Source organism: Paenibacillus thermotolerans, from assembly GCF_028745515.1.
GTDB lineage: Bacteria > Bacillota > Bacilli > Paenibacillales > YIM-B00363 > Paenibacillus_AE > Paenibacillus_AE thermotolerans.
Window position 1 is genome coordinate 47,460 of record NZ_JAQZSG010000025.1, and the last position, 22,756, is coordinate 70,215.

A 22,756-nucleotide genomic window follows, 5' to 3' on the forward strand; every position below is an offset into this window, starting at 1 on the left:
GCGCTCTAGGGCGCCGCCTTTTTTTAATGCTATCGTCTGATTACAAAATGTTCGCTTTTCCCGAATAAATGACGCCGACCTCGGAATACACCGTAACCTCGGCTCCTTCCGACAGCTTCTCCATCGCCTTGTCCACGCCTACGATCACCGGTTTGCCGAGGCTTACGCCTACGACGGCCGCGTGGGAAGTGATGCCGCCCGCTTCGGTAATGACCGCGGCGGCCTTTTCGAATGCCGGGACATAATCCTTATCGGTGGAAACCGTTACGAGCACGGAGCCTTCCGTCGTCTTGTCCAACGCTTCCTTCGCGGAACGAGCGAACACGACTTTGCCGGTAGCGCTTTGCGTTCCGATGCCTTGGCCCTTGGCCAGCATTTCGCCGATATGGTGAATTTTCATCAGGTTGGTCGTTCCGGAGCGTCCGACCGGGACGCCGGCCGTAATGACGATCAGATCGCCGAGCTTCACGAGGCCCATCCGTTGAGCGGACTGAATCGCCATCTCGATCATCTCGTCCGTATTTTGCACCTTCTCGCCCTTCACCGGAATGACGCCGGATACGAGGCACAGCTTGCGCATAACGGATTCGTCCGGAGTTACGGCGATAATCGGCGCTTTCGGACGGTATTTCGATACCATGCGCGCCGTATAACCGCTCTCGGTCGACGTGATGATCGCTTTCGCGTCAAGATCGAGCGCCGCATTGGCAACCGCTTGAGAGATCGCTTCGGTTACGTTCGTTTGCTGCGCGTTGCTTTGCTTCAAGAAAATTTCGCGGTATTCGAGCGCCGCTTCCGTGCGTTCGGCGATGCGAGCCATCGTAAGGACGGATTCGACCGGATATTTGCCTGCGGCCGTTTCGCCGGATAGCATCGTTGCGTCGGTGCCGTCAAAAATCGCGTTCGCGACGTCGCTCGCTTCCGCGCGGGAAGGACGAGGGTTGCGCTGCATGGAATCCAGCATCTGCGTTGCGGTGATGACCGGCTTTCCTGCGCGGTTGCACATTTCGATCATGCGCTTTTGGACAAGCGGCACTTCTTCGGCGGGAATTTCTACGCCCAGGTCGCCGCGCGCCACCATCAGGCCGTCGGACACCTCCAAAATTTCCGCGAGATTGTCTACGCCTTCCTGGTTTTCGATCTTCGAAATGATATGAATATGCGTTGCGTTATATTTTTCGAGAATGGCCCGAATTTCCAATACGTCGCTTGCTTTGCGGACGAAGGAGGCGGCGATAAAATCGATGCCCTGCTCGATGCCGAACACGATGTCGTTCGCGTCCTTCTCGGTAATGCCCGGAAGGTTGATGCGCACGCCCGGAACGTTAACGCCTTTGCGGCTTTTAATCGGTCCGCTGTTTACGATCGTGCAGTGGATTTCCGTGCCTTGGACTTCATCGACGCGCAGGCCGATCAGACCGTCGTCGATCAAAATCGTAGAGCCTGGGTTTACATCGTCCGCAAGGCCTTTGTAGCTGACGGGAATGCGGTTTCTGTCGCCGAGAATATCTTCGGTCGTAAGCGTGATGCGATCGCCCTGAACAAGCTCGATCGGCTCCTCTTTCAGCTTGCCGAGCCGGATTTCCGGACCTTTCGTATCAAGCAATATGGCGACCGTTTTGCCCAGCTCTTCGCGGGCTTTTTTGATCGTGTTGATGCGCCCTCCGTGCTCGTCGAAATCACCGTGGGAAAAGTTAAGGCGGGCGACGTTCATGCCGGCTTCGATCAATTTCCTGATGTTTTCCGGAGATTCGGAAGACGGGCCGATAGTACAGACGATTTTTGTTTTACGCATAGTATGATTTCCTCCCTTATCCATTCGTGCTGCGTTTATATGTAACCCCGAAGGGCTTTTACGCACAAAAGAACGCCGGGAGAGAATAATGGTATCGCCCCCCGCGGCGGCGATGGATCAATGTTGTATATAGGTAAATTTGCCTATTTTCCTAAATTTATTATATCGATCTTGGCGAAGCTCCTCAGCCGTCAATCCTTTCAGCCGGGCAAGATGATTCTCGATAGCGGTTTTTATGGCCGCGGCCGTCTCCTGGACGTCACGATGGGCGCCGCCTTTCGGCTCCGGGACAATCTCTTCAATAATATCAAAGCCGAGCATGTCCTCCGCCGTGATTTTCATTACTTCGGCCGCTTCCCCCGCACGGGATGCGTCTTTCCATAGGATTGAGGCCGCCGCGTTCGGCGAGCTGACCGAATAAATCGCATTCTCCAGCATAAGCACGCGGTTGGCTACGCCCAATGCAAGCGCGCCGCCGCTGCCGCCCTCGCCGATCACAACGCCGATGACGGGAACGCCCAAACCGGCCATCTCCAGCAAATTTCTGGCGATCGCCTCCGACTGTCCGCGCTGCTCCGCCGCATCGCCCGGATATGCGCCGGGCGTATCGATGAACGTAACGATCGGACGGTTGAACTTGTCCGCCTGCTTCATGAGCCGGAGCGCTTTACGGAAGCCTTCCGGATGCGGCATGCCGAAGTTGCGGGCGATGTTGTCTTTCGTATCTTTCCCCTTCTGATGCCCTACGACCGTCACCGGAACTCCGTTCAGCTTGGCGATTCCGCCGACAATGGCCAAATCGTCGCCGAACAGCCGGTCACCATGAAACTCTATGAAATCCGTAAAAATGTGATTAATATAATCAAGTGTCGTCGGACGCTGCGGATGGCGGGCCAGCTGCATGCGGTCGGCCGCCGTTATGTTGACGTACAACTCCTGCTCCAGCTTCGCGTAACGTTCTTCGAGTCTTGCAATTTCGTCGCTGAAGTCAATGTTTCGCTCTTTGCCGAATGCCTTTAACTCGTCAATTTTCTTCCGCAGCTCTGCGAGAGGACGCTCGAACGGCATGTCACCCGCCATACGCCGATTCCTCCTTCACCGAATGGATGTCAAGCAGCTGCGTCAGCGTCGCGCGCAAATCTTTACGGTGAACGACCTTGTCGATTTGCCCGTTCTTCAAGTTAAACTCCGCGGTCTGGAAATTGTCGGGCAGCTTCTGCCGGATCGTCTGCTCGATGACAATGCGGCCGGTAAAGCCGATAATAGCCCCAGGCTCCGCTAAAGTAATATCGCCCTGCATCGCAAAGCTTGCAGGCACGCCCCCGAAGGTCGGGTCCGTCAAGACCGAAATATAAAGACCTCCGCGGTCGCTGTGACGTTGAACGGCAGCCGAAGTCTTCGCCATCTGCATCAAGCTCAGAATACTTTCCTGCATCCGCGCGCCGCCGGAGGCGGATACGATGATGAGCGGGTAATCCTTCTGGGTTGCCCGTTCGATCGCCCTAGTAATCTTCTCTCCTACAACGGAGCCCATGCTGCCTGCAAAGAAATCGAAGCTCATGACGCACAGCACTACGGGAAAACCGCCTATCGTTCCTTCACCCGTTACGACAGCGTCCAGAAGGCCCGTTTTTTCCTTCTGCTGCTCGAGCTTCTTGGCATAATCGGGGAAGTTAAGAGGATCCTCCGAAATCATATCGGCGTCATATTCAAATAATCTCCCCTCGTCCATCAGCATTTGGATGCGTTCAAAAGCGTTAAGCTTCGAATGATGGCCGCAAGAGGAGCATACTTTCAAGTTTTTTTCGAATTCTTTGCTGAATTGAATGGTGCCGCATTTGGGACACTTGTTCATAATTCCTTCGGGTATGTCGCGTTTCGAGTTGGGAGAGGGGACAGTCGCATATTTCTTTTTGTGTGAAAACCAATCTCTGATCACGGTACACCTCACTATAGCGTTCTTCGCTTCAAAGCCCGATAGGCGCCATAAGGCGCCCGGCTTTGTCAACGCTAAACCATGTATTACATGTGCAGAATGGTGCTGAGCACCTCTTGCACTTCGTCCAACTCGCCTTCCGGCACTAATATTTCATATTGCTGCTTCGTCAAGTTGATTGCGCGGACTTGAACAAGAAAACCTTCTTCCGTTAATTTGGTTTTAATTCGTTCCGCAATTTTTGCCGTGGGGGCAATATATATAACCGTCCACATCGTGGCAACCTCCCGACGTCGGTAAGCCTGTACAACTTGTGGGCCTGTGCGTCCTTTGCCTGATCCAAACAAATATATGCAACGGCACAATCATAACATATTCGCGGATTTCTGGGCAAGGAAGCGAGCGCTTGTCCGCTTTCGGGGGCGGCCGAACAGTCATACTCCGCTTGGCAGCACCCGCTCGCCGTCTGCTCGGTCCGGTAGATGGAGCTTCTCCGCTTGCACATCAATCGGAACTTTGTTCCACTGTACTCTACCGCGCCGCCTTACCGACCGCCTCCAACGGAAATTTTGGGGACTCCCATTCCACCGAACCGCGGCCGGCCCGTCACCGGAACCGGCCGCAGCAACGCCGCCTTCTAATCAACGCCATACGTCTTCGCCTTAGGATCGTTGTGCGCGATTCTGGCGGATGCCGCGGCGGCAAGGCCGGAAACCAAGTCGTCCAAAAACACGTGCACGCCGTTCTTTCGGTTGTTCAGCTCACCGATGACGCCGGGCTTCACTTTGTCCAAATAACCGAAGCTCGTCAATCCGATCATCCCGTACACATTCGTGATCCCGAGGGCGAGCGTTTCATCGACGCCGTACAAAGACTCGTCGCAATCCAGGATGCTCTGCAGCGGCTCGGGGAGCTGCCGCTTCTCCGCCAGCTCGTCGAGCGCGATCCCTGTGCAGAGCACATACTGAACCTCGCGCTTTTCGAGTACGACTCTCACACTATCGTTGCAATCTTCCAATTGCAAATCGGGATTATACGGTTTTTGAAGGTTGTATACGATTTCGCCGATCATCTCAATTTCGATTCCGCGTTTGCGAAGCATATCAACGACCCAAATTGGCGGCATGAATCATCCTCCTTAAGCGCAATCGTGTGCCGGTCCTGACTAGAAGTGTATGCGCCTAAGGAGGAAAATGTTCTTACAATCTATTTTATTTTCGTCGTACCCTCTCCTAGCAAACGTTCGATCAGCTTTAATAGAATGGGCTCCGCGTCCACACGGTAATCGACGCTAAGCTCGAGCAGCCGCGAGTTTTTCTCATAGAACAGCGCCACGTTGACGCGCCCCGGGTGTTTTTTCAGCAGCGATTGAAGGCGCCTCAAATTGCCCGGCGTCTCCTTGTCTTCCGCGATTTTGATAAATAACGTCTGGTCGCCGGCATGCTGCCTCCTGCTGAGTCCGGGCACATCGGTCTCCGCGCCGGCCCGGGCGAGCTGACCGTTCGCCATCGTTTCCCAGCGCCTCGTCCCAGCGCCGCCCGCCGGAGGACGGGAGGCCGCGATCCCTGCGCCGCTTGCCGGGGCGCGAGAATCGGCCGAACCGCCGGATTTAGCGCCATCAGTGCCATTGGAACCGCCGCCGTCTCTCCTGCCGGACACGGACCCGGCGGAATACGAGGAACGCCGCGCGGGCGCTCTGACCGTCCCGCCGCGAATCCGCGCCATCAACGCCGGATCGTCCATGGCGAACACATGCGACGCAATGAGCTTCACATCCTCGTCCCCGTGCTGAAGCTTGGCGGTCATCGCCGCAATAACGCCTTTGCCGACGATGGAGGACGCTTGCTTCCACGTCTCCGGAAAAAGCACGACCTCCACCTTATGCACGCGATCCTCCAGCTCTACAAACGCCATCTGCTGCCCCTTGCGCGTAACGATCGGCTTCACCGAGAGCACCATGCCGAATACGACGACCTCGGTGCCCTCCGCCAGCTCGTGAAGCCGGTGAATCGGCAGCATATCCCACTTCTCGTACCAATCTTGGTAAGCGTCCAGCGGATGGCCCGTCACATACAAGCCGAGCAGCTCCCGCTCGTGCTCCAGCTGCTCCATGCGGGTCATCTCCCGCACGTTCGGCAGCTCTACCGTCCAGTTCGTATGCTCGGACAATCCGAACAGCGAAATTTGAATGTCCTCCCGCTCCTTCTTCCACTTCGCCGCCGCGTCCACCGCCTCGTCAAGGACGGCGAGCAGCTGCGCCCGGTGTCCCGGAAGCCCGTCCGCGGCACCCGCGGCGATCAGCGACTCCAGCACCCGCTTGTTGCAGACGCGCAAATCGACGCGGCGGCACAAATCGATCAAATCCTCGAACGGCCCTCCGGACGAACGTGCGGCCAAAATCGCCTCAATTGCCTGCGTGCCGACATTTTTCACGGCGGCCAGTCCGAACCGAATCGCATTCGGCACACCGGCAGCATCGGTTCGAGCCGCGGCAGCCGACACGACCGGCGAAAACAGCACGCCGCTCTCGTTCACGTCCGGCTGCAGCACGGGCACGCCCATCCGGCGGCACTCGTCGACATACTCCGCCACCTTCCGGTGGTTGCCCATATTGGCCGTCAGCATCGCCGCCATAAACTCGACCGGGTAATGCGCCTTTAAATAAGCGGTCTGAAACGCCAGCACCGCATACGCGGTCGCATGAGCGCGCGGAAAGCCGTAATCCGCAAAGCGGACGATCATATCGTAAACGACGTTCGCATCATGCTCGGTAAACCCTTGCTTCAGGCTGCCCGCCACGAACTTCGCGCGCTGCTCGTCGAGCACCTCGCGCTTCTTCTTCGATACGGCGCGCCGCAGCAAGTCCGCTTCCCCAAGCGAAAAGCCCGCCATCACCGATGCGATCTGCATGATCTGCTCCTGATAGACAATGATCCCGTACGTATCCTTCAAAATCGGCTCGAGCGTCGGGTGAGGATACTCCACCGCAATGCGCCCGTGCTTGGCGGCGATATATTTCGGAATAAACTCCATCGGGCCGGGACGAAACAGCGCATTCGCCGAAATAATGTCCTCTATATGCGTCGGCTTCATCTCCTTCAGCACGCGGCGCATTCCCGCAGACTCGAGCTGGAAAATGCCCGTCGTCCCCCCGGAGCCTAGCATCTCATACGTCGCCGGATCGTCGTCGGGCACGGAGCGCAAATCCAACTCGATCCCGCGCAGCTCGCGAACCGACTCCAAGGTCCGATCAATGATGGACAGCGTCCGCAAGCCCAGAAAGTCCATCTTCAGCAGCCCGATCGCCTCTAAATGCTCCATCGAAAACTGCGTCAGCGGCGTGGAGGCGGTACCCTCCTGCAGCGCGACGACATTCGTCAGCGGATCGCGCGAAATGACGACGCCGGCCGCGTGCGTCGACGCATGGCGCGGCAGCCCCTCCACCTTCAGCGCCATCTTCACCAAACCGCCGATTTTCGCGTCCCGCTCCGCCCATTCTTTCAGCTCCGGCACGGTGCGGAGCGACTCCTCGATCGTCATGCCGAGCGCATTCGGAATAAGCTTCGCCACACGATCGACGTCGCCGTACGACAAATTCATCGCGCGCCCGACATCGCGGACTGCAGCCCGCGCCGCCATCGTGCCGAACGTAATGATTTGCGCCACACGGTCGCGGCCGTATTTCCGCACGACATAATCGATAACCTCGTCGCGCCGCTCATCGTTAAAGTCGATATCGATATCCGGCATCGTTACGCGCGCCGGGTTCAAGAACCGTTCGAACAGCAGCCCGTACCGCAGCGGATCGACATCGGTAATTCCGAGCACGTACGCCACCAAGCTCCCTGCCGAGGATCCCCTTCCCGGTCCGGTCATGATGCCGCGGCTGTGCGCGTAACGAATGAAGTCCCATGTGATCAAAAAGTAATCCGCATACCCCATCCGTTCGATCGTTTCTAACTCATAAGCAAGCCGATCCGCGGCGGACGCGCGGAACGTCTCCTCCCGCCAGCGCGCATCTTCTTCGTAGCGCTTCAGCAGCCCCCGATCGCACAATGCCTTCAAGTATGCCGGCGCATCCGTACCTTCCGGAAGCGGCTCGAAGGCGGGCAAAATGCTCCGCCCCAGCTCCAAGTCCACTTGGCAGCGCTCAGCCACCGCCGCCGTATTCGATACGGCTTCCGGTGCGTAGGCAAACAAAGCGGACATTTCTTCCTCGCTTTTCATATACAGCTGATCCGTGTTATACCGAAACCGCGCCGGATCGTCCACATTTTTGCCCATGCCGATACACATCAAAATATCCTGCACGGCCGCATCCTCGCGTTCGATATAATGAACGTCGTTCGTCGCAATGAGCGGTACGTTACTTTCCCGGGAAATTTCGACAAGCTGCGGCAGCAACTTCCGCTGCTCCAGCAGCCCGTGATCCTGAAGCTCAATAAAATAATCTTCGCCGAACAATTGCTTATATCGCAGCGCCGTCGCCAGCGCTTCATCCTTTTTCCCGGCCAACAGCTTCTGAGGCACCTCGCCCTTCAGGCAGGCGCTCAAGCAAACAAGCCCTTCCGCATGGCGCGAAAGCAGCTCAAAATCGATTCGAGGCTTATAATGAAACCCGTCCAAGTGCGCCGCAGAGCAAAGCCGCAATAAATTTCGATAGCCTTCGTTGTTCTTCGCAAGCAGCACCAAATGGTAGGTCGGATTGTCTTCTCGCGGACTTTTGTCCTTCATGCTTGTCCCGGCCACATAAAACTCGCAGCCCAAGATCGGCTTTACGCCGGCTTCCAGGCAAGCCTTATAAAAAGGCACCGCCCCGTAAACGACGCCGTGATCCGTGAGCGCCAGCGCAGACATGCCCAAAGAAGCCGCCCGCTTGGCCAAATCTTTCACCCGAGCCGCGCCGTCGAGCAAGCTGTATTCGCTGTGCACATGCAAATGAACAAAGGAACCCATGTTCGCATCACCTCTTTCCATTGTAAAAGAAAAGCTCCCGCAAAGGAAGTTTTTATTGCGAATTCGGGTTAAAGGGTGCATTCGAAGTTTAGGGCATACGGCGACGCCTTGTCCCATAGATTTAGTAGAGAGACCTGGATTCGAGGTGGAACCGATGGGAATTACGGACTTTTTGACGAAGGCCGTGCAAGATTTTTTCGTCGCCTTTGGCGTTGTATTCGGCGCTGCGATGCTGGCGGGCGTCAGCTCGATCCTGACGATGCAGCCGCCTGCGACAACGATGCGCATGCTGGCCGAGAACGTCAAAATATGGGCGATTGTCGTGGCGGTCGGCGGAACCATCGATCCGATCCGAATGATCGAATACAACATGCAAGAAGGATATTTATCGCCTGCCTTCAAGCAAATCTTGCTCATTCTATGCGCGTTCGCGGGCGCCTACTCAGGCACGGAGCTCGTGAAGTGGTTGTGCCGGGGCGGGTGAGCGGCCGTTGAGAGTTCCGAATTTCGGCCGTTCGCCCGGCTTCATGCAGGCGGTCGGCTTGGTGCTGGCAGGCATTGTCGTAGGAGCCGTCGCGATGATGATCGTCGAATCGAACAACTACCAAATCGTAATCGAGCAAAACATCCAACTGCAGGCGGAAAACAGCCGTTTGCAAGAAGATGTCGCCAATCTGGAAAAGCTGAAAAACAGACGGTATGTCATTAAAAAAACAAGCGTCACCTTTGAGGGGGAGGCTTTGGAAAGAAAAATCGCCAGCGAGCTCGAGGCAAGAATACTGCAAAATCTCGAATTCGCCGTAGGCAATCCCGCCAGCATCGACCCTACCGTGTACAGGGCGCTGGTCGACGGGCATGAGTATCGGGACATCAACGGTTCGACATACCGCGTACGGGTCACGATGCTGTCGGTCAATCAGACCGAGCTGAGAGTGTTCGTAAAGGCAACCCAGGTGGTAGCGAATTGATTTTATACGGGAAAAAGGGTACAGTTACGCTATAAAAGCAGCATTTCTATATGAAAGACGGGTGTACGATCAGTGCTCACAGCATTAACCTATTTCTTTTCCGCGGCAATCGTCGTATCCTCGGCGCTGTCCGTATATTTCAGCATCCGGTCACGGCGTTCCGTCGACCCGATGCAGCGCGGATTGCATGCCTCAAAGATGAATATATCGATGGGCTTGCTCCTGATCTGCCTGGCGCTGGTGCAATGGTTTTTGTTCGAACCGGATACGATTCGAATCGTATTAGGATCGGTCTTTATCGTGCTCGGCTTCTTTAACGTATTTTCCGGCCTTCGCAGCTTCGGCTTCTATTCCCGGATTTCCTCCAAGCCGGACCGGCAAGACCAAGCGGCTAAGCTTGATCAATCAACTGAGCGGTAACGATCGCTTTGGCGACCAACGCTTGACGGTGATGAATTTCCACGTCGACCTTGCCGAATTTGCGGCTGAGCTCAATGACCTGCGGACGGATGACGATCTCGTTGTCGATCTGCAGCGGCTTGAGGAAGAAGGTCGACATGCTGTCAAGCACGAGGTCGCCTTTTTTGACGAGCTTGATCGCACGGAAAGCGGCCTGCGACATAACGGTCGTCAATACGCCTTCGGATACCGTGCCTAGAGACGATGTCATCTGCGGCGTGATCATCCCCCGGAACGAAATTCCTCCGTCCGCTTCCCTCTCCTCTTCGAATGCGGCCAATATCAGCTCCTCGATCGTTTCTCCGATTTGCGGCTGCTTCTGAATATACTGCATTCCCTTCAGCACGTCCTGTCTGGACACAATCCCCGCCAGCTTGCGGCCGGTATCGGTCACGGGCAACAGCTCGATCCCTTCCCACACCATCATGTGCGCGGCCGAAGCGACCGACGTTCTCGGCGATACGGTAATCGGATTTTTCGTCATCAGCTTCTCGATTTTTTCGTGATTCGGCATGCCGACCACATCCTTCGACGTCACCATGCCGATGATGCGGTTCCATTCGTCGACGACCGGGAACCGGCTGTGGCCGCTTTGCTCGACGAGCTCATTCCAATCCGCCACCGTGCTGTTGCCTTTCAGCACCGCCGCCTGGCTGCCCGGAGTCATGATGTCCTCGACAAGAAGAATTTTTTTCTTAATGAGCCTGTCGTAAATCGCGCGGTTGATCAGCGAGGCGACGGTGAACGTATCGTACGAGCTCGAAATAATCGGCAGGGCGTGCCGGTCCGCAAGCTCCTTCACCTCGCGGCTCGCCGGAAAGCCGCCCGTAATCAGGACGCCGGCGCCGAGCTCGAGAGCGATGCTGTGCGCTTTCATGCGGTTACCGACGATGAGCAAACTGCCCGCGTCGATATATTTCACCATTGTCTCCAGCTCCATGGCGCCGATGACGAATTTGCTCAAGTTTTTGGACAGCCCTTCCGCACCGCCGAGCACCGTGCCGTCCACGATGTTGACGACCTCCGCGAACGTCAGCTTATCGATATTGTTTCGCGCCTTCTGCTCGATCCGCACCGTGCCCGTCCGCTCTTTGGTGGCGACGAGGCCGGACGCTTCCGCTTCCTTGATGGCGCGGTATGCCGTGCCTTCGCTGACGCCGATGTTTTTGGCGATTTTGCGGACGGATATTTTGCTTCCAACCTTGAGGCTCTGAATATGTCTCAATATTTGCTCGTGCTTCGTAAGCGTTTCTTGTAGTGTCGTATCCACGATAGCTGTTTCACCCCGCACCTTATCTGTATCAATCTGTTACATTTTATTATATCTCTATTTCGAACATTCCGCATTACAAGAAAAGCGCCTGATTGCGTCCTTTGGATTCGAGCATATGCCTTTCGGATAGCTGGCGGCTCGCCCTTACGGACAGGGATGCAGTTATTCGGCGATTTGAAGGCCGTTTGCAGTTTTAACGGACACCATTGCAGTTATTGCCTCGAAAAAGCGGGGGTAAGCGCCAAAAATCGGGGTTTAGCGTCCGTGGCGACCGTTAGCGAAATGGCGGCGGGCAAATTGGCGATATAGCGTCTGTGGCGTCCGTTAGCACCGCAAACATTCCGCATAACAAAAAAAGCCTCCGATTCGCTTTTTCCGCGAACCGAAGACTTCATTCGTCACCCTCGCCGCACCAGCCTCCGCTCGATTGCCCGAAGCATCGTCCTGCGCCGCACATTCCTAATCCGCTGCAGCTGCGCGTCCGTTTGTTCATCCACCCGCAAAATCGCGTGCAGATGCGCGGCAACGATCAGCAGCGCAAACGCGATCCATACAACGCTGAACAAGGTGGGCAGCGTCCAGCCTTGTCCGACGTACAGCCGCGGAACGGCGTAAATCAGCATCCCGAGCGCCGCGCTCATATAAAGCACATTCTTTGTTGCATGCACGTATTCATCAACTCCTTCCGGCGGATTTTCGTAAATCTTCTCTCTACTTCAGCTTATGAGACCGGCCGTGCAAATATGAGCTTTCCGGCCGTCCCTCCGTACGACCACGGCGCTTTTTTCGATAAGCCCAACTTTCTCCATGATTCACCATAGGGTTTTGGCCCTCATATGATGTTGTAGTTCTTTGCGTCGACTTCTCGCGGCTTTAAGGAGACCGATTATGACAAAATCAAAAGTCACCGTGCACATTATGCGTCCCGGTTTGCTTGATGATCGAACCGTGTGCATAGGCAAAAGTTTGCTTCATAAGTGGCGAATTTCGGACACTCAAACGGTTCACTTCCGCTTCGGTGCATTCAAAACCGACGTCAGAGTGATTCCGATCGATCGCTCCGAACAGCTGCGCATCAGCCAGTCGTTAGCCTCTCAGATCGGTATCACCGAAGGCTCATCGCTTCGGATGAACTACCGTCCGGGCACTCAAACGCTTCAAGCCGGCCCCTTAATCGGCGTCATCGTCTCCCGCGACTTTCCCAGTACGCCGAACCGCCCGTTCGGCAGCATTACGGCATTTTGCCGCGAGCTCGTCGACGCCTGCAGGCAGCAAGGCGCCTTTGTTTACTTCTTTACTCCGGAAGGAATCCGATCCGGCTATGATACGCTGGAGGGCTGGACGTATGCGGGAGGCTGGAAGAAGCGCTCTTTCCCGGCTCCCGACGTGCTCCATAACCGGCTGACGTCGCGTAAGCTCGAGAACGCCCGGAAGGTGCAGCGATTGTTTAAAGAAACGAAAACCCGGCATGAAACGCTTATTTTTAACGAGAAGTATTTGGATAAAACGGAAGTGTTCGCCGCACTGCGAAAAGAGCCCGAGCTCCATTCTCTCCTGCCCGAATCGCACCCAGTTACCAGATTTCAAACGCTCCAATCGATGTGCGCAAAATACAGCTCCGTCTTCCTCAAACCGGTCCGCGGCTCTCTCGGAAAGGGCATCATTCGCATTCAAAAGACGGGAGCAGGAGGCTACGCCTGCCATTACAGCGAGTTGAACGGCACCCGCGTCGTCGTATATCCGTCGCTGGCCAAAGTGTACAGCGCCGTCGCTCCCAGACTGAAATCGCAGCGGTACCAAATCCAACAAGGGCTCAATATTGCAAAGATAAGCGGAAGACCGGTCGATTTTCGCGCACTTGTGCAAAAGGGGCTGTCCGGCGCGTGGGAGGTCACCTCCATCGTCGGGCGAGTGGCGGGTCCCGACCGTTTCGTATCCAACGTCGCTAAGGGCGGAAAGATCACTCAAGCCAAGAAAGCCGTCGAACGGTCGAACGTCCCGGCCGGCAAGAAGAGTATCGCGCTTGCGCGCCTGCGAACGGCGGCCATCGATATAGCCGAAGGAGTGGAATCGACGATCGACGCCCACTTCGGAGAGCTCGGCGTCGATTTGGCGCTGGACCAAACGGGCAAAGTGTGGCTGCTCGAGGTGAACTCGAAGCCGTCCAAGAATGACAATACGCAGCTGACAGGAGCGAAAATCAGGCCTTCCGTAAAGCTGCTCGTGGAATACGCGCGCCACCTGGCAAAGCTGTAGAGTGCAAGGAGGAACGGTATGGGCTTCAGGAAGGAAACGAACGGCAGTGTCGGCATTCTGGTTCGCGAAACGTTCGGCCCCGTCCCTTTCGCGGAACGATCGTTCTATCGCAAGCTATCGCTGGCAGGAAGCCGTCTCGGAATAAACGTATTCGTATTTTCACCGGAGTGGATCGATTGGACCGATAAGACGGTCAATGCATTCGCTTACTCGCCGGAAGGCAAAGCATGGATCAGAAGCGTGCATCCCTTGCCTTCGCTGGTGTACGACCGCTCCTTCTCTCGGACGCGTCAGCAGCGGCTCCGCTACAAACGGCAGCTTTCCAGGCTGCTTTCCGTTCCGGGCGTGAGGCTGCTGGGACGCGGACTGGGAGGCAAATATGACGTGTACCGTATGCTGAAGCAGGATGAGGCGGTATCGCGGCTTCTGCCGCGGACGGAGCCGTACCGCGGCCCTTCATCCTTGCTTTCCTGGCTGGAAGAGTACAAGGAGGTCATTATGAAGCCTAACGGCGGAATGCACGGCAAGGGCGTATTCCGGGTGTCACGCGAAACCCCGGAGGAATACGCCGTATGCGGCAGAGATAAGGCCAACCGGGTGTTCAGGCGCCGGTTCGCAGGTTCGGCTGCCGCCTCCGGGTGGATTCACCGGATCGTCTCCGGAAGAACGTATTTGCTTCAACCGTATTTGTCGCTTTCGACGGAAGGCGGTTATCCGTTTGATCTGCGCGCGTTAGTGCAAAAAGGCGGAAACGGCAGCTGGTCATTGACCGGCATAGCCGTCAGGCTCGGTCCGAAAAACAGCGTCACATCGAATTTGCACGGCGGAGGTACGGCTGCCGATGCGGAGCCGTTTCTGGCTCAGGAGTACGGCGAGGAGAAGGCGGCCGCAATTGCAGCCGGCATCCGGTCCGCCTCTTTAGCCGTCCCCCCGGTATTGGAGCGCCATCACGGTCCGCTCGTAGAGCTTGGGATCGATTTCGGCGTGGACCGGCTCGGACGCATCTGGCTGCTGGAAGTCAACTCCAAGCCCGGCCGCTCGTCATTCCTGTCTCTTGCGAACAGGAGAGCAAGCGCCGCAGCCGTGACAAGTCCGATTCGTTACGCACGTTATGTACTGGGCCGAGCAACTGGGAGGATATAAACCATGAGTATGACACTAAGCAATGTTCATTGGACCGGCAGGACGGAAAGAACGATATATTTGACGTCCGAGCTGGCAAGAAAGCTGAAACTTCGCAGCGGAAGGACGGTTGATGTGCGTCTCGGTGAAAGATCGATTAGTGCGCCTTGGCGACCGCTCAAGCGGAAGGGAAAGCATATTTATTTTCCTCTCATCGTCAAAGAAGCCATACAGGCTCCGAAGGTCCGCAGCTTGTATGTATCCGCGAACGAAAGCGGCAGCAGCGTCCGGATCGGCCCGCTGATCGGCATATTAACCTCCGGAGCCAGCGGCATACAACGCCCTTTCGGTGCAAGAACCGGCCTGATCCGCGAATATTTGCTGTCCGGCGCCGGCAAGGCCTACTATTTCGCCTTCACGCCGAAAGACATCAACTGGCAGAACGAAACGGTACTCGGATATTTCGCAAATCCGGAAGGCGGATGGTCCCGCAGACGGGTTCCGCTGCCGGATGTCGTCTACAACCGGCTCGCAAGCCGGAGCCACGACATTTCTCCGGCGATCGAGTCGCTGAAGATAAAGTTTGTCCGTCGGGATATTCCGCTCTTTAACTGGAGCTTCTTCAACAAGTGGGACGTGTACCGATTGCTGGAAGACGAGAAAGAAGCGTTCAGGCACGTGCCGGAGAGCGTTATTAATCCGACGCCCGAGAAGCTGGAGGATATGCTGGAGAGGCATCGGTTTATTTATTTGAAGCCGACGGGGGGCTCGCTCGGCAAAGGGATATACCGCATTACGCATTCGCATGGCAAAGGGTACTTCGCGCGCTTTCGCAGCAACGGCAAAAACGTGCTCCTAAGATTCCCCAAATATGCCGGCTTAATCAAGATGCTCGGCGTTACCAGGGGTCGTCTGCGCAACTATGTCGCTCAGCAAGGCGTTCGTTTGATCGAGATCGACTCGAGTCCGCTCGATTTCCGGTTTCACCTTGTGCGCAACGATGCCAACGAATGGGTTGTAGCGGGCATCGGAGCGAAGAAGGCGGGCCGGGGCAGCGTAACGACCCATATTAAAAACGGCGGGACGCTAATGACGCCGGAACAGGCGCTCTACCGCGTATTCGGCCCCAAGAGCGAAGACATCTTGACCCGCATGAAGTCCGTAACGATTAAGCTTGCGGAAGCGATTCAAAACAACTACAAGCATCATATCGGCGAGCTTGGCTTCGACATCGGGATCGACACGGAGGAAAACATTTGGATGTTCGAGGCGAACTCCAAGCCGGGCCGATCGATCTTCAAGCACCCTTCCCTGAAAGAAGAGGGGAGGGCCACCCTCGACCTGCTGCATCAGCATTGCTTGTATTTGGCCAGGTTTCGCAAGAGGGGGAAATCGTAATGTATCTCCTCAACCGAGGGAAGCCGAAGGAGCCGATCGTCGCTATATTGACGTATCGGGACAATACGCGGATTTTCAGGGGAAACCGAGACAACTTTATCGATCTGCTGCGCACGGCCGAAGAGGAAGGCGTAACCGCCTATATTGTGGCGCAGGATGATTTGAAGCTTCACGAAAAAGCGGTCCGCGGGTTTACGTACGACGACCAAAAGCATGCCTGGTTCCGGAAGGAATTTCCCGCTCCCAACGTCGTGTACAACCGGATCCCGTACCGGAAGTTTGAGCAGCTTCCGGAGGTGCAGCGCCTCATCCAGCAATGTCTGAACGATCCCGACGTATTTTTCTTCAACCCGTCGTTTTTCAGCAAATGGAGCCTGTTCGAATGGCTTCACAAGAGCCGCATGACGCGAAGCCATATCCCGGAGACGGTAAAGCTGACCGGCGCCGGCGATCTGTCGCGCCTGCTTGCAAACCACCGGTTCGTTTATTTGAAGCCGGTCAAGGGCAAGGCGGGCAGGGGTATCATGAAGGTGCTGCGGCTTCGGCCGAAAAACGGAAAAACGCACTACCGCCTCACCTACTACGAGGATGGCGCCAACACGGAATCGTCCGAGTTTGCCAGCGTCAAAAGCTTATATGATGCCGCGGCAAACCGGATCGGCGAAAAAGAGTACATTGTACAGCAAGGCATCGATTTGGTAAGCGCCGGAGGCAGGCCTTTCGATTTACGCATTCTGATTCAGAAAGACTCGAAAGGCGAGTGGAAAATTTCCGGCGTGGGTGCCAGAGTCGCCGGCGCTTCCAGTATTACGACGCACGTTCCCAGAGGCGGCTCCATCGACGATCCGACAAAGCTGCTCTCCGGAGTATTCGGTTCGGCGGAAGGGAAACGAATTCTTACCTCCGCGAAAAATACAGCCATTATACTTGCATCTCAAATCGAAAAAGGCTCAGGCTACAATCTTGGGGAAATGTCGATGGATCTCGGAGTGGATACGTCGAAACGGCTATGGTTTTTCGAAGCCAACTCCAAGCCGATGAAATTCGACGAGCCGCATATCCGCAAAAAGTCGCTCCGCCGCCTCGTTCGTTATTGGAAATATCTCGTGAAGCAAGGGAATGAGCGGCCCGACCTTCAGTCCTTCAGACTGAAGCTCGGCCTGCCTCGTTCGCGCCGCAAGGGGAGGAGTCGCTGATGACGGCAATGACGCTTGGCGTTATGGCCTTATACTTGAACGGAAAGCGGATTGAAGAACTTCCCTATTTCCGCCGGCTGCTGACCGAGGCGGAACGAATGGGGATCGACGCGTATTTGTTTACTCCCGAGGATGTGAATGACGGCCGGCGGCGGATTTTGGCGCATGTGTACGACACCCGCCGCCGCGCCTGGCTTCGCAAATGGAGAGAGCTGCCGGACGTTGTGTTTGACCGCTGCCGTTACCAAAACACGCCCCGCTTCCGCAAGCTCCGCGAATTTCGCGCCAAATACGGAGATTTGTTGTACTTGAACCGGCCGCTTGCCAATAAGTGGGCGATTCATCAATTGCTGTCCAAGGACGAAAAAATTCGCAAATGGCTTCCCGATACGGAAGCGTTCAAGCCCGAGGAGCTCGGCAAATTCACGAGAAGGCACCGCATCGTCTTTGTTAAGCCCGTCAACGGTACCGGCGGCCGGGGGGTCATTTGCATCAAGCGGATCGGCAAGGACCAATACGCCGTTCGGGGACGCGACCGCAGAAGGCAGATCATCTCTCCCCGGGTCACGACGCTCTCGGGAGTAACGGCGCTGCTGAAACACCACGGTCTCACGGAAAAATGCTTGATTCAACAAGGGATCGATCTGAGACTGCCGAACGGACGCGTTCACGATTACCGGATGCTGGTGCAAAAAAACGGCGAGGGCGAATGGGAGGTTACCGGGTGCGCAGGGCGGGTCGGCCCCGACCGCAGCGTCACCTCCAACATTCACGGCGGCGGCAGAGCGGTCACGATGAACCGGCTGCTCCACGAGACGTTCCCCGACTCTAACAAAGCCGCCGCCGTCAAGAGTGAAATGGAGTCGTTGAGTTTGCAGGTCGTACGAAAATTGGAGAGCCATTTTAAGGATATGTGCGAGCTTGCGCTTGACATTGCCGTCGACAGGAAAGGCCATCTCTGGCTGCTTGAGGTGAATCCGAAGCCCGGACGCGAGGTGTTCCGCCAAGTCGGGGAGCGGGAAACGTATCGCAACGCGATCGTGCGGCCGCTCGAATATGCCAAGCACTTGTACGATAACGCCAAGGAAAAGTAAAGGGAGGAAGCCGCCGGCTCCCTCCCTTTTATTTATTCACCTAGAAGCCTCAACAATTCCGGAAACGACCGGATTTTCATGTCCGCCCCGGACAGCTCTTGTTCCTTTACTCCGAAATCCGCATATTGGCAGCCGACGACCGGGAGCCGGTTTGCGGCGCCCGCCTCCACATCGGAGGATCGGTCCCCCACCATCCATGCGGTGCCGACGCCTCGCTCGGTCAGCAGCTTTCTTACAAGCTCGACCTTAGTTTCGGTCTTGTGCTCTCCCGCTGAATACAAATATTCGAATAACGGTAAAATTCCGGTCGCCTCGGCGACTCCCTTCACATAATGCTCGAGGCCGTTGCTGGCGACAAACAGTCGGTAGCCTTGCGCCTTCAGCCGTTCCAGCGTTTCCTTCACGCCGGGATACAGCGTCCCGACTCCGCGCGTAAGTCCTTCGAGCTGCTCCTCCAGCAACAGCACGTCCGCTCTGCGGTGAACCGCCTCATCATGCTCGGGAAGCACCCGCTTCCAAATGTCTCTTAGCAGCATGCCGAGCGTCCCGAGAATAATGCTTGGATCCGGCGCTTCTTCTTCGTACAAGCCTTCTGCTCTTAATCGGCGAAACATTTGCTCATATGACGGCAAAAGCAGCGTTTCCGTTTGAAACAGCGTTCCGTCCATATCGAAGATGAGCGCTTCGGGCTTTGTGATCGTCGACATAGCTCTACTCCAACCTTATTTTTATTTTCAGCAATCCGACCTTCGCCATCGCTTGATAAACAATGACGACGATCGGTCCCAAAATAAGCCCGATCGGTCCGACCAGCGCGAATCCGACATACAGGCTGATTAATGAAGCCAACGCGCCGATTCCCATTTGCTCCCCGAGAATTTTGGGCTCGACGATGCGTCTGAACACCGTGATGACCAGAAACAAGATGAGCAGGCCGACCGCTAAATGCACGTCTCCATGGATAATGTAGGAATATGCGGCCCACGGGACGAGCACCGAACCGGTACCGAGGACCGGCAATATATCGACTACGATAATGACGAAGGTGATCGCCAGCGCGTAGCGCACATCGAGAATGAGCAAACCGATGAAAGCGATCATGAACGTAAGCAGGCTGAGAATCGCTTGCGCCCGAATAAAGCCGATCACCGCGGAGCGCAAATCGAGAAGCACCTTCTCCACTTTGCCGCGGGAGCGCTCCTCGAAGAACGATAAGAAGGATTGCTTGATCGTAGTCAGACTGAAGCTGAATAAATAGAGCGCCACGAAAAATACGAGCGATAACACGAGAAGGCCCGGGACGGCGGTTAACGCGCCCACCGTGATGCCGGATATTCGGCTTGTGAGCCCCGACAATTCTTGGGTGCTGGTGGCGATATAGTGCTTAATACTGTATGCCACATCGGGCGGCAAATCCGCCAAAACCGTATCGAGCCTCACCAGCGCATCCGAAACGAGCTGGTTCAGCTCGGCGTAATTCAAATTGCGCAGCAGGGACACTAGCTCGGAGAAAATTTTCAGAAGCAGCAAATAAACGAGCCCGAGCAAAATAGCTATGAATACCGTGCATGTGACGGTAGCGGCCACAAGCCGGTTCATCTTCAAATACTTCACCATCAGACCGTTCAACGGCTCCAGAAAAATCGCGATTAACAGCGCGAGCAGGAACGGCGCCCCGATCGTAAACAATCCGTACAAAAACAATAGACCAAAAATGATGACCAGCGCATTCCTCAGCATCGCATACCTCCGTTGTCGTTACGGTGCTCTCTTCGTCGTAAAATCCACGTCTTTGTAATACATGTCCGCCACGAGCAAATTCGGACCGCAGCAGGCTGCGCCGGAGCAAAAGCAGCTTACCTTCCGCTGCAGCTCCGTCCGGCTCCACTTGTCGAATAAATCCGTAAACGCACCGTCGCGGACATTCCCTACCGGAGGGACATCCGAAAAATCGGTAACCGTGACGTCGCCGGTAAACGTGTTTACGTTCAACCGATTGCGGCCGTCGGGGTCGTTGCGCACCGTTACGTTCGGCTCGCGCCGAAGCCGCTGGAGCAGCTCCCTGTCTTCGGCCCGTTCGCTGCAAGCATAGAACGGAAGCGTTCCGAACAGCACCCATACATTGGGGGCGCGGTCGTCCAGCAATCCGTGAATCGACTTGCGCAGCTCCTCCAGCGGGAGAAGCGGCAAATCCGCCGCAAACGCGCTCGGGTACATCGGATGCACCTCATGCCGGCGGCATCCCATCTCGTATATCGCCTTATGAATGTCCGAGATGTGCCGATGCGTCCGGTAGTTGATCATCGACTCCGCGGAAACGAACGCTCCGCTTGAAGCAAGTCTTCGGGCGTTCTCCATCATGCGTTCGTACAGCCGCGCCGCGCTGTCTCTTCCGACCTTACGCGCTCCTTTGGCGAAGCCGATCTCGTGGAAGTCTTCCACCCCGGTATAATTGTACGAAATGTGAAACACGTCGACGTACGGCGCCAACAGCTCATACCTGTCGTACCCGAGCGTCAAGTTCGTGTTGATTTGCGTGCGCACGCCGCGCCGCTTCGCATAGTCCAGCAAGGGCACGATATAGCTTCGGAGAGACTCGGCATCATAGGTAGGCTCGCCTCCGGTCACACTGATCGTGGCGAGAGTTTCGACCTCGTCAAGCCGCTGCAGCAGCAGCGGAAGCGGAACGCGCGGCCCCTCCTTCATCACTAGCGCGTCTCCGACGGCGCAATGCTCGCAGCGCATATTACATAATTGGGTAACCGTAAATTCCACGCTGGTCAGTACGTGACGTCCGTACCGGATTCTGGAATGAAGCGGGTCCCAAGGGTCAAATGTGTCTAAAGCGTTCAATGTGTTCAATGTATCCGACTTCAAGCTGTTCATAATCCACCTCCGTTTTATTGTATCGTATCGAAGGGCAAAACAAAAATAACCTTTTGTTAATACAAAAAAAATCCCGACCTAGGTCTGGGATTTTAAGTGTATGTATTTGACATATTATGCGGATAAGTTCGGCGACCGCGTAATGACATTAGCGACATTCACGCTTAGCTTCTTCGACAAATCGACTTCATAAGGCTGTGTCAGCGTCTGGTTGTCCGCGTCGCTTAACACCCGAACGACAGGACGCTGGGGGAAGGCGGAGTTGACATCGACGACGACGCCGGATTCGCCGGTATTCAGTTGAACGAGAATGCCGAGCGGGTAGATGGCGATCTTGTCGCGGAACAGCTCAATCTTCGATTTCTCATATAGCGTATCCGTACAAGTATAGATGATTTCCATCGCTTCGTGCGGCAGCATCGGCGGCCGGTAGGAGCGAGGGGATGTCATCGCGTCGTACGAATCCACCAAGCCGACCCAACGCGCGTATTCGTGAATGTTCGATCCGGAGATGCCCCGCGGATAGCCGGAACCGTTCAATCGTTCGTGATGCTGGAATGCGATATGAGCGGATAGCAGCGGCACATTCGGTTCGTCCTTCAGCATTTTGAACCCGTATTCCGCATGCTTCTTTACTTCCTCGTACTCCGCATCCGTCAGCTTGCCCGGCTTCGACAGCAGCCCGGGCGATATTTTCGTCTTGCCGATGTCGTGAAGCAGCGCGCCGAGGCCGAGCGTCGTCAGCTCGTCTCTGGAGTATCCGTAAGCCTGTCCGAGTACGGTAGCGTATATGCAAACATTCACGGAATGATGATATAAATATTGATCCGACGCATTCAAGTTGAGCAGCATGATCATTGCGTCTTTGTTGCCGCTGATATCGTCGATTATCATATCCAGGACGCCTTTAAACGTCTTCCCGAGCTGGACGTTGCCGACAGGACGCTTCTTGTTCGCATCGTCCATCATCTTGCGGAAATTGTTTCGAATCTCGGTCACCGCGCGCGTCCGCGTCTCCGCGGTCACGACGTCTTCCGCGACGATATCTTCGGTCCGGGAGTCTTCGATATAAATATAATTTATGCCGAAACGCTCCAATCGCCGAATGATGGAGTCCGTTAATTCCATTCGTTCACCGAGGAGTATCATCCCCTCCTCGCTGAAGATCGGCTTGCTGATTTTCATGCCAGGTCTGCACATCTGCAACGGCATTAATAACATGCTATGTACCTCGCTTGTCCTTGGAGTAATGTGACTTGGCTTTAAAGGGCTCCAGGATTCGACAACATTTACGATTTGGAAAGCAGCCGAACCTTCTGGCCGAAAGGATGCGTTCGATTCTGCGTTTATACTTCTTGATATCTTAATGAATGAATGGAAAATTCGCAATACTAAAATCACCCATTTGTATAAAACA

Annotated in this window: 20 protein-coding genes; 8 read left to right on the forward strand and 12 right to left on the reverse strand. The window is 55.6% G+C overall.

Going from position 1 to position 22,756, the window contains the following annotated elements:
• Positions 1–40 precede the first annotated feature (40 nt).
• The 6 genes from pyk to PT964_RS18890 form a co-directional block, all read right to left on the reverse strand.
• Entirely contained in the window at positions 41–1,795 is a 1,755-nt protein-coding gene (pyk, locus tag PT964_RS18865; protein WP_274364899.1) for a pyruvate kinase, read from the reverse strand.
• A 117-nt stretch (positions 1,796–1,912) separates the two neighbouring features.
• Positions 1,913–2,875 (reverse strand): acetyl-CoA carboxylase carboxyl transferase subunit alpha, encoded by a 963-nt coding sequence (accA, locus tag PT964_RS18870; RefSeq protein ID WP_274364900.1) that lies wholly within the window; start codon positions 2,873–2,875, stop codon positions 1,913–1,915.
• Complete coding sequence (accD, locus tag PT964_RS18875; protein WP_274364901.1) at positions 2,865–3,734, reverse strand: acetyl-CoA carboxylase, carboxyltransferase subunit beta; 870 nt, start codon at positions 3,732–3,734, stop codon at positions 2,865–2,867. The genes accA and accD overlap by 11 nt, the downstream gene beginning before the upstream one ends.
• 83 nt (positions 3,735–3,817) lie before the next feature.
• Positions 3,818–4,006 (reverse strand): glutamate decarboxylase, encoded by a 189-nt coding sequence (locus PT964_RS18880; protein ID WP_274364902.1) that lies wholly within the window; start codon positions 4,004–4,006, stop codon positions 3,818–3,820.
• Positions 4,007–4,368: 362 nt separating this feature from the next.
• Complete coding sequence (locus PT964_RS18885) at positions 4,369–4,857, reverse strand: phosphatidylglycerophosphatase A family protein (RefSeq protein ID WP_274364903.1); 489 nt, start codon at positions 4,855–4,857, stop codon at positions 4,369–4,371.
• A gap of 80 nt (positions 4,858–4,937) precedes the next feature.
• Complete coding sequence (locus PT964_RS18890) at positions 4,938–8,687, reverse strand: DNA polymerase III subunit alpha (protein ID WP_274364938.1); 3,750 nt, start codon at positions 8,685–8,687, stop codon at positions 4,938–4,940.
• A gap of 160 nt (positions 8,688–8,847) precedes the next feature.
• Between PT964_RS18890 and PT964_RS18895 the strand changes: the two genes are divergently transcribed.
• The 3 genes from PT964_RS18895 to PT964_RS18905 all read left to right on the forward strand — a co-directional run bounded on the left by PT964_RS18895 (position 8,848) and on the right by PT964_RS18905 (position 10,075).
• Positions 8,848–9,171 carry a YtrH family sporulation protein gene (locus PT964_RS18895; RefSeq protein ID WP_274364939.1) on the forward strand — a complete coding sequence of 108 codons (324 nt, stop codon included), beginning with the start codon at positions 8,848–8,850 and terminating at the stop codon, positions 9,169–9,171.
• Positions 9,172–9,178: 7 nt separating this feature from the next.
• A complete protein-coding gene (locus tag PT964_RS18900) occupies positions 9,179–9,655 on the forward strand; it encodes a hypothetical protein (RefSeq protein ID WP_274364904.1) in 477 nt (158 codons plus the stop codon).
• Between the two features lie 72 nt (positions 9,656–9,727).
• On the forward strand, positions 9,728–10,075 hold the full coding sequence (locus PT964_RS18905; RefSeq protein WP_274364905.1) for a YtpI family protein: 348 nt from the start codon (positions 9,728–9,730) through the stop codon (positions 10,073–10,075).
• On the opposite strand, the gene PT964_RS18910 is transcribed toward PT964_RS18905, so the two are convergent.
• Positions 10,047–11,384 carry a DRTGG domain-containing protein gene (locus tag PT964_RS18910; protein ID WP_274364906.1) on the reverse strand — a complete coding sequence of 446 codons (1,338 nt, stop codon included), beginning with the start codon at positions 11,382–11,384 and terminating at the stop codon, positions 10,047–10,049. The genes PT964_RS18905 and PT964_RS18910 overlap by 29 nt on opposite strands.
• Before the next feature lie 401 nt (positions 11,385–11,785).
• On the reverse strand, positions 11,786–12,055 hold the full coding sequence (locus PT964_RS18915) for a hypothetical protein (protein WP_274364907.1): 270 nt from the start codon (positions 12,053–12,055) through the stop codon (positions 11,786–11,788).
• A 220-nt stretch (positions 12,056–12,275) separates the two neighbouring features.
• Here PT964_RS18915 and PT964_RS18920 point away from each other — a divergent pair, with 220 nt between their 5' ends.
• Genes PT964_RS18920 through PT964_RS18940 form a run of 5 tightly spaced genes read left to right on the forward strand, consistent with a single transcriptional unit; the run spans position 12,276 to position 18,453 of the window.
• Positions 12,276–13,643, forward strand: coding sequence for a YheC/YheD family endospore coat-associated protein (locus tag PT964_RS18920; RefSeq protein WP_274364908.1), 1,368 nt, complete (start codon positions 12,276–12,278; stop codon positions 13,641–13,643).
• Positions 13,644–13,661: 18 nt separating this feature from the next.
• Complete coding sequence (locus PT964_RS18925; protein WP_274364909.1) at positions 13,662–14,786, forward strand: YheC/YheD family endospore coat-associated protein; 1,125 nt, start codon at positions 13,662–13,664, stop codon at positions 14,784–14,786.
• Between the two features lie 3 nt (positions 14,787–14,789).
• Complete coding sequence (locus tag PT964_RS18930) at positions 14,790–16,163, forward strand: YheC/YheD family endospore coat-associated protein (protein ID WP_274364910.1); 1,374 nt, start codon at positions 14,790–14,792, stop codon at positions 16,161–16,163.
• Complete coding sequence (locus tag PT964_RS18935; protein ID WP_274364911.1) at positions 16,163–17,359, forward strand: YheC/YheD family endospore coat-associated protein; 1,197 nt, start codon at positions 16,163–16,165, stop codon at positions 17,357–17,359. Before PT964_RS18930 ends, PT964_RS18935 begins: the two co-directional genes overlap by 1 nt.
• Positions 17,359–18,453, forward strand: coding sequence for a YheC/YheD family endospore coat-associated protein (locus PT964_RS18940; RefSeq protein WP_274364912.1), 1,095 nt, complete (start codon positions 17,359–17,361; stop codon positions 18,451–18,453). Before PT964_RS18935 ends, PT964_RS18940 begins: the two co-directional genes overlap by 1 nt.
• A 32-nt stretch (positions 18,454–18,485) precedes the next feature.
• Here the strand turns inward: PT964_RS18940 and PT964_RS18945 are convergent, their stop codons facing one another.
• The 4 genes from PT964_RS18945 to PT964_RS18960 all read right to left on the reverse strand — a co-directional run bounded on the left by PT964_RS18945 (position 18,486) and on the right by PT964_RS18960 (position 22,560).
• Positions 18,486–19,160 (reverse strand): HAD family hydrolase, encoded by a 675-nt coding sequence (locus PT964_RS18945; protein ID WP_274364913.1) that lies wholly within the window; start codon positions 19,158–19,160, stop codon positions 18,486–18,488.
• A 4-nt stretch (positions 19,161–19,164) separates the two neighbouring features.
• A complete protein-coding gene (ytvI, locus tag PT964_RS18950; RefSeq protein WP_274364914.1) occupies positions 19,165–20,193 on the reverse strand; it encodes a sporulation integral membrane protein YtvI in 1,029 nt (342 codons plus the stop codon).
• Between the two features lie 18 nt (positions 20,194–20,211).
• Positions 20,212–21,339 carry a radical SAM/CxCxxxxC motif protein YfkAB gene (gene yfkAB, locus PT964_RS18955; RefSeq protein WP_274364915.1) on the reverse strand — a complete coding sequence of 376 codons (1,128 nt, stop codon included), beginning with the start codon at positions 21,337–21,339 and terminating at the stop codon, positions 20,212–20,214.
• A 114-nt stretch (positions 21,340–21,453) separates the two neighbouring features.
• A complete protein-coding gene (locus tag PT964_RS18960) occupies positions 21,454–22,560 on the reverse strand; it encodes an HD-GYP domain-containing protein (RefSeq protein ID WP_274364916.1) in 1,107 nt (368 codons plus the stop codon).
• Between the last annotated feature and the right edge of the window lie 196 nt (positions 22,561–22,756).

What these genes read in the sequence shown, in the direction of transcription:
- pyk (WP_274364899.1), bottom strand. Translation starts at nt 1,795, where the DNA reads ATGCGTAAAACAAAAATCGTCTGTACTATCGGCCCGTCTTCCGAATCT.
- accA (WP_274364900.1), bottom strand. Translation starts at nt 2,875, where the DNA reads ATGGCGGGTGACATGCCGTTCGAGCGTCCTCTCGCAGAGCTGCGGAAG.
- PT964_RS18880 (WP_274364902.1), bottom strand. Translation starts at nt 4,006, where the DNA reads ATGTGGACGGTTATATATATTGCCCCCACGGCAAAAATTGCGGAACGA.
- PT964_RS18885 (WP_274364903.1), bottom strand. Translation starts at nt 4,857, where the DNA reads ATGCCGCCAATTTGGGTCGTTGATATGCTTCGCAAACGCGGAATCGAA.
- PT964_RS18890 (WP_274364938.1), bottom strand. Translation starts at nt 8,687, where the DNA reads ATGGGTTCCTTTGTTCATTTGCATGTGCACAGCGAATACAGCTTGCTC.
- PT964_RS18920 (WP_274364908.1), top strand. Translation starts at nt 12,276, where the DNA reads ATGACAAAATCAAAAGTCACCGTGCACATTATGCGTCCCGGTTTGCTT.
- PT964_RS18925 (WP_274364909.1), top strand. Translation starts at nt 13,662, where the DNA reads ATGGGCTTCAGGAAGGAAACGAACGGCAGTGTCGGCATTCTGGTTCGC.
- PT964_RS18930 (WP_274364910.1), top strand. Translation starts at nt 14,790, where the DNA reads ATGAGTATGACACTAAGCAATGTTCATTGGACCGGCAGGACGGAAAGA.
- PT964_RS18935 (WP_274364911.1), top strand. Translation starts at nt 16,163, where the DNA reads ATGTATCTCCTCAACCGAGGGAAGCCGAAGGAGCCGATCGTCGCTATA.
- PT964_RS18940 (WP_274364912.1), top strand. Translation starts at nt 17,359, where the DNA reads ATGACGGCAATGACGCTTGGCGTTATGGCCTTATACTTGAACGGAAAG.
- PT964_RS18945 (WP_274364913.1), bottom strand. Translation starts at nt 19,160, where the DNA reads ATGTCGACGATCACAAAGCCCGAAGCGCTCATCTTCGATATGGACGGA.
- ytvI (WP_274364914.1), bottom strand. Translation starts at nt 20,193, where the DNA reads ATGCTGAGGAATGCGCTGGTCATCATTTTTGGTCTATTGTTTTTGTAC.
- yfkAB (WP_274364915.1), bottom strand. Translation starts at nt 21,339, where the DNA reads ATGAACAGCTTGAAGTCGGATACATTGAACACATTGAACGCTTTAGAC.
- PT964_RS18960 (WP_274364916.1), bottom strand. Translation starts at nt 22,560, where the DNA reads ATGTTATTAATGCCGTTGCAGATGTGCAGACCTGGCATGAAAATCAGC.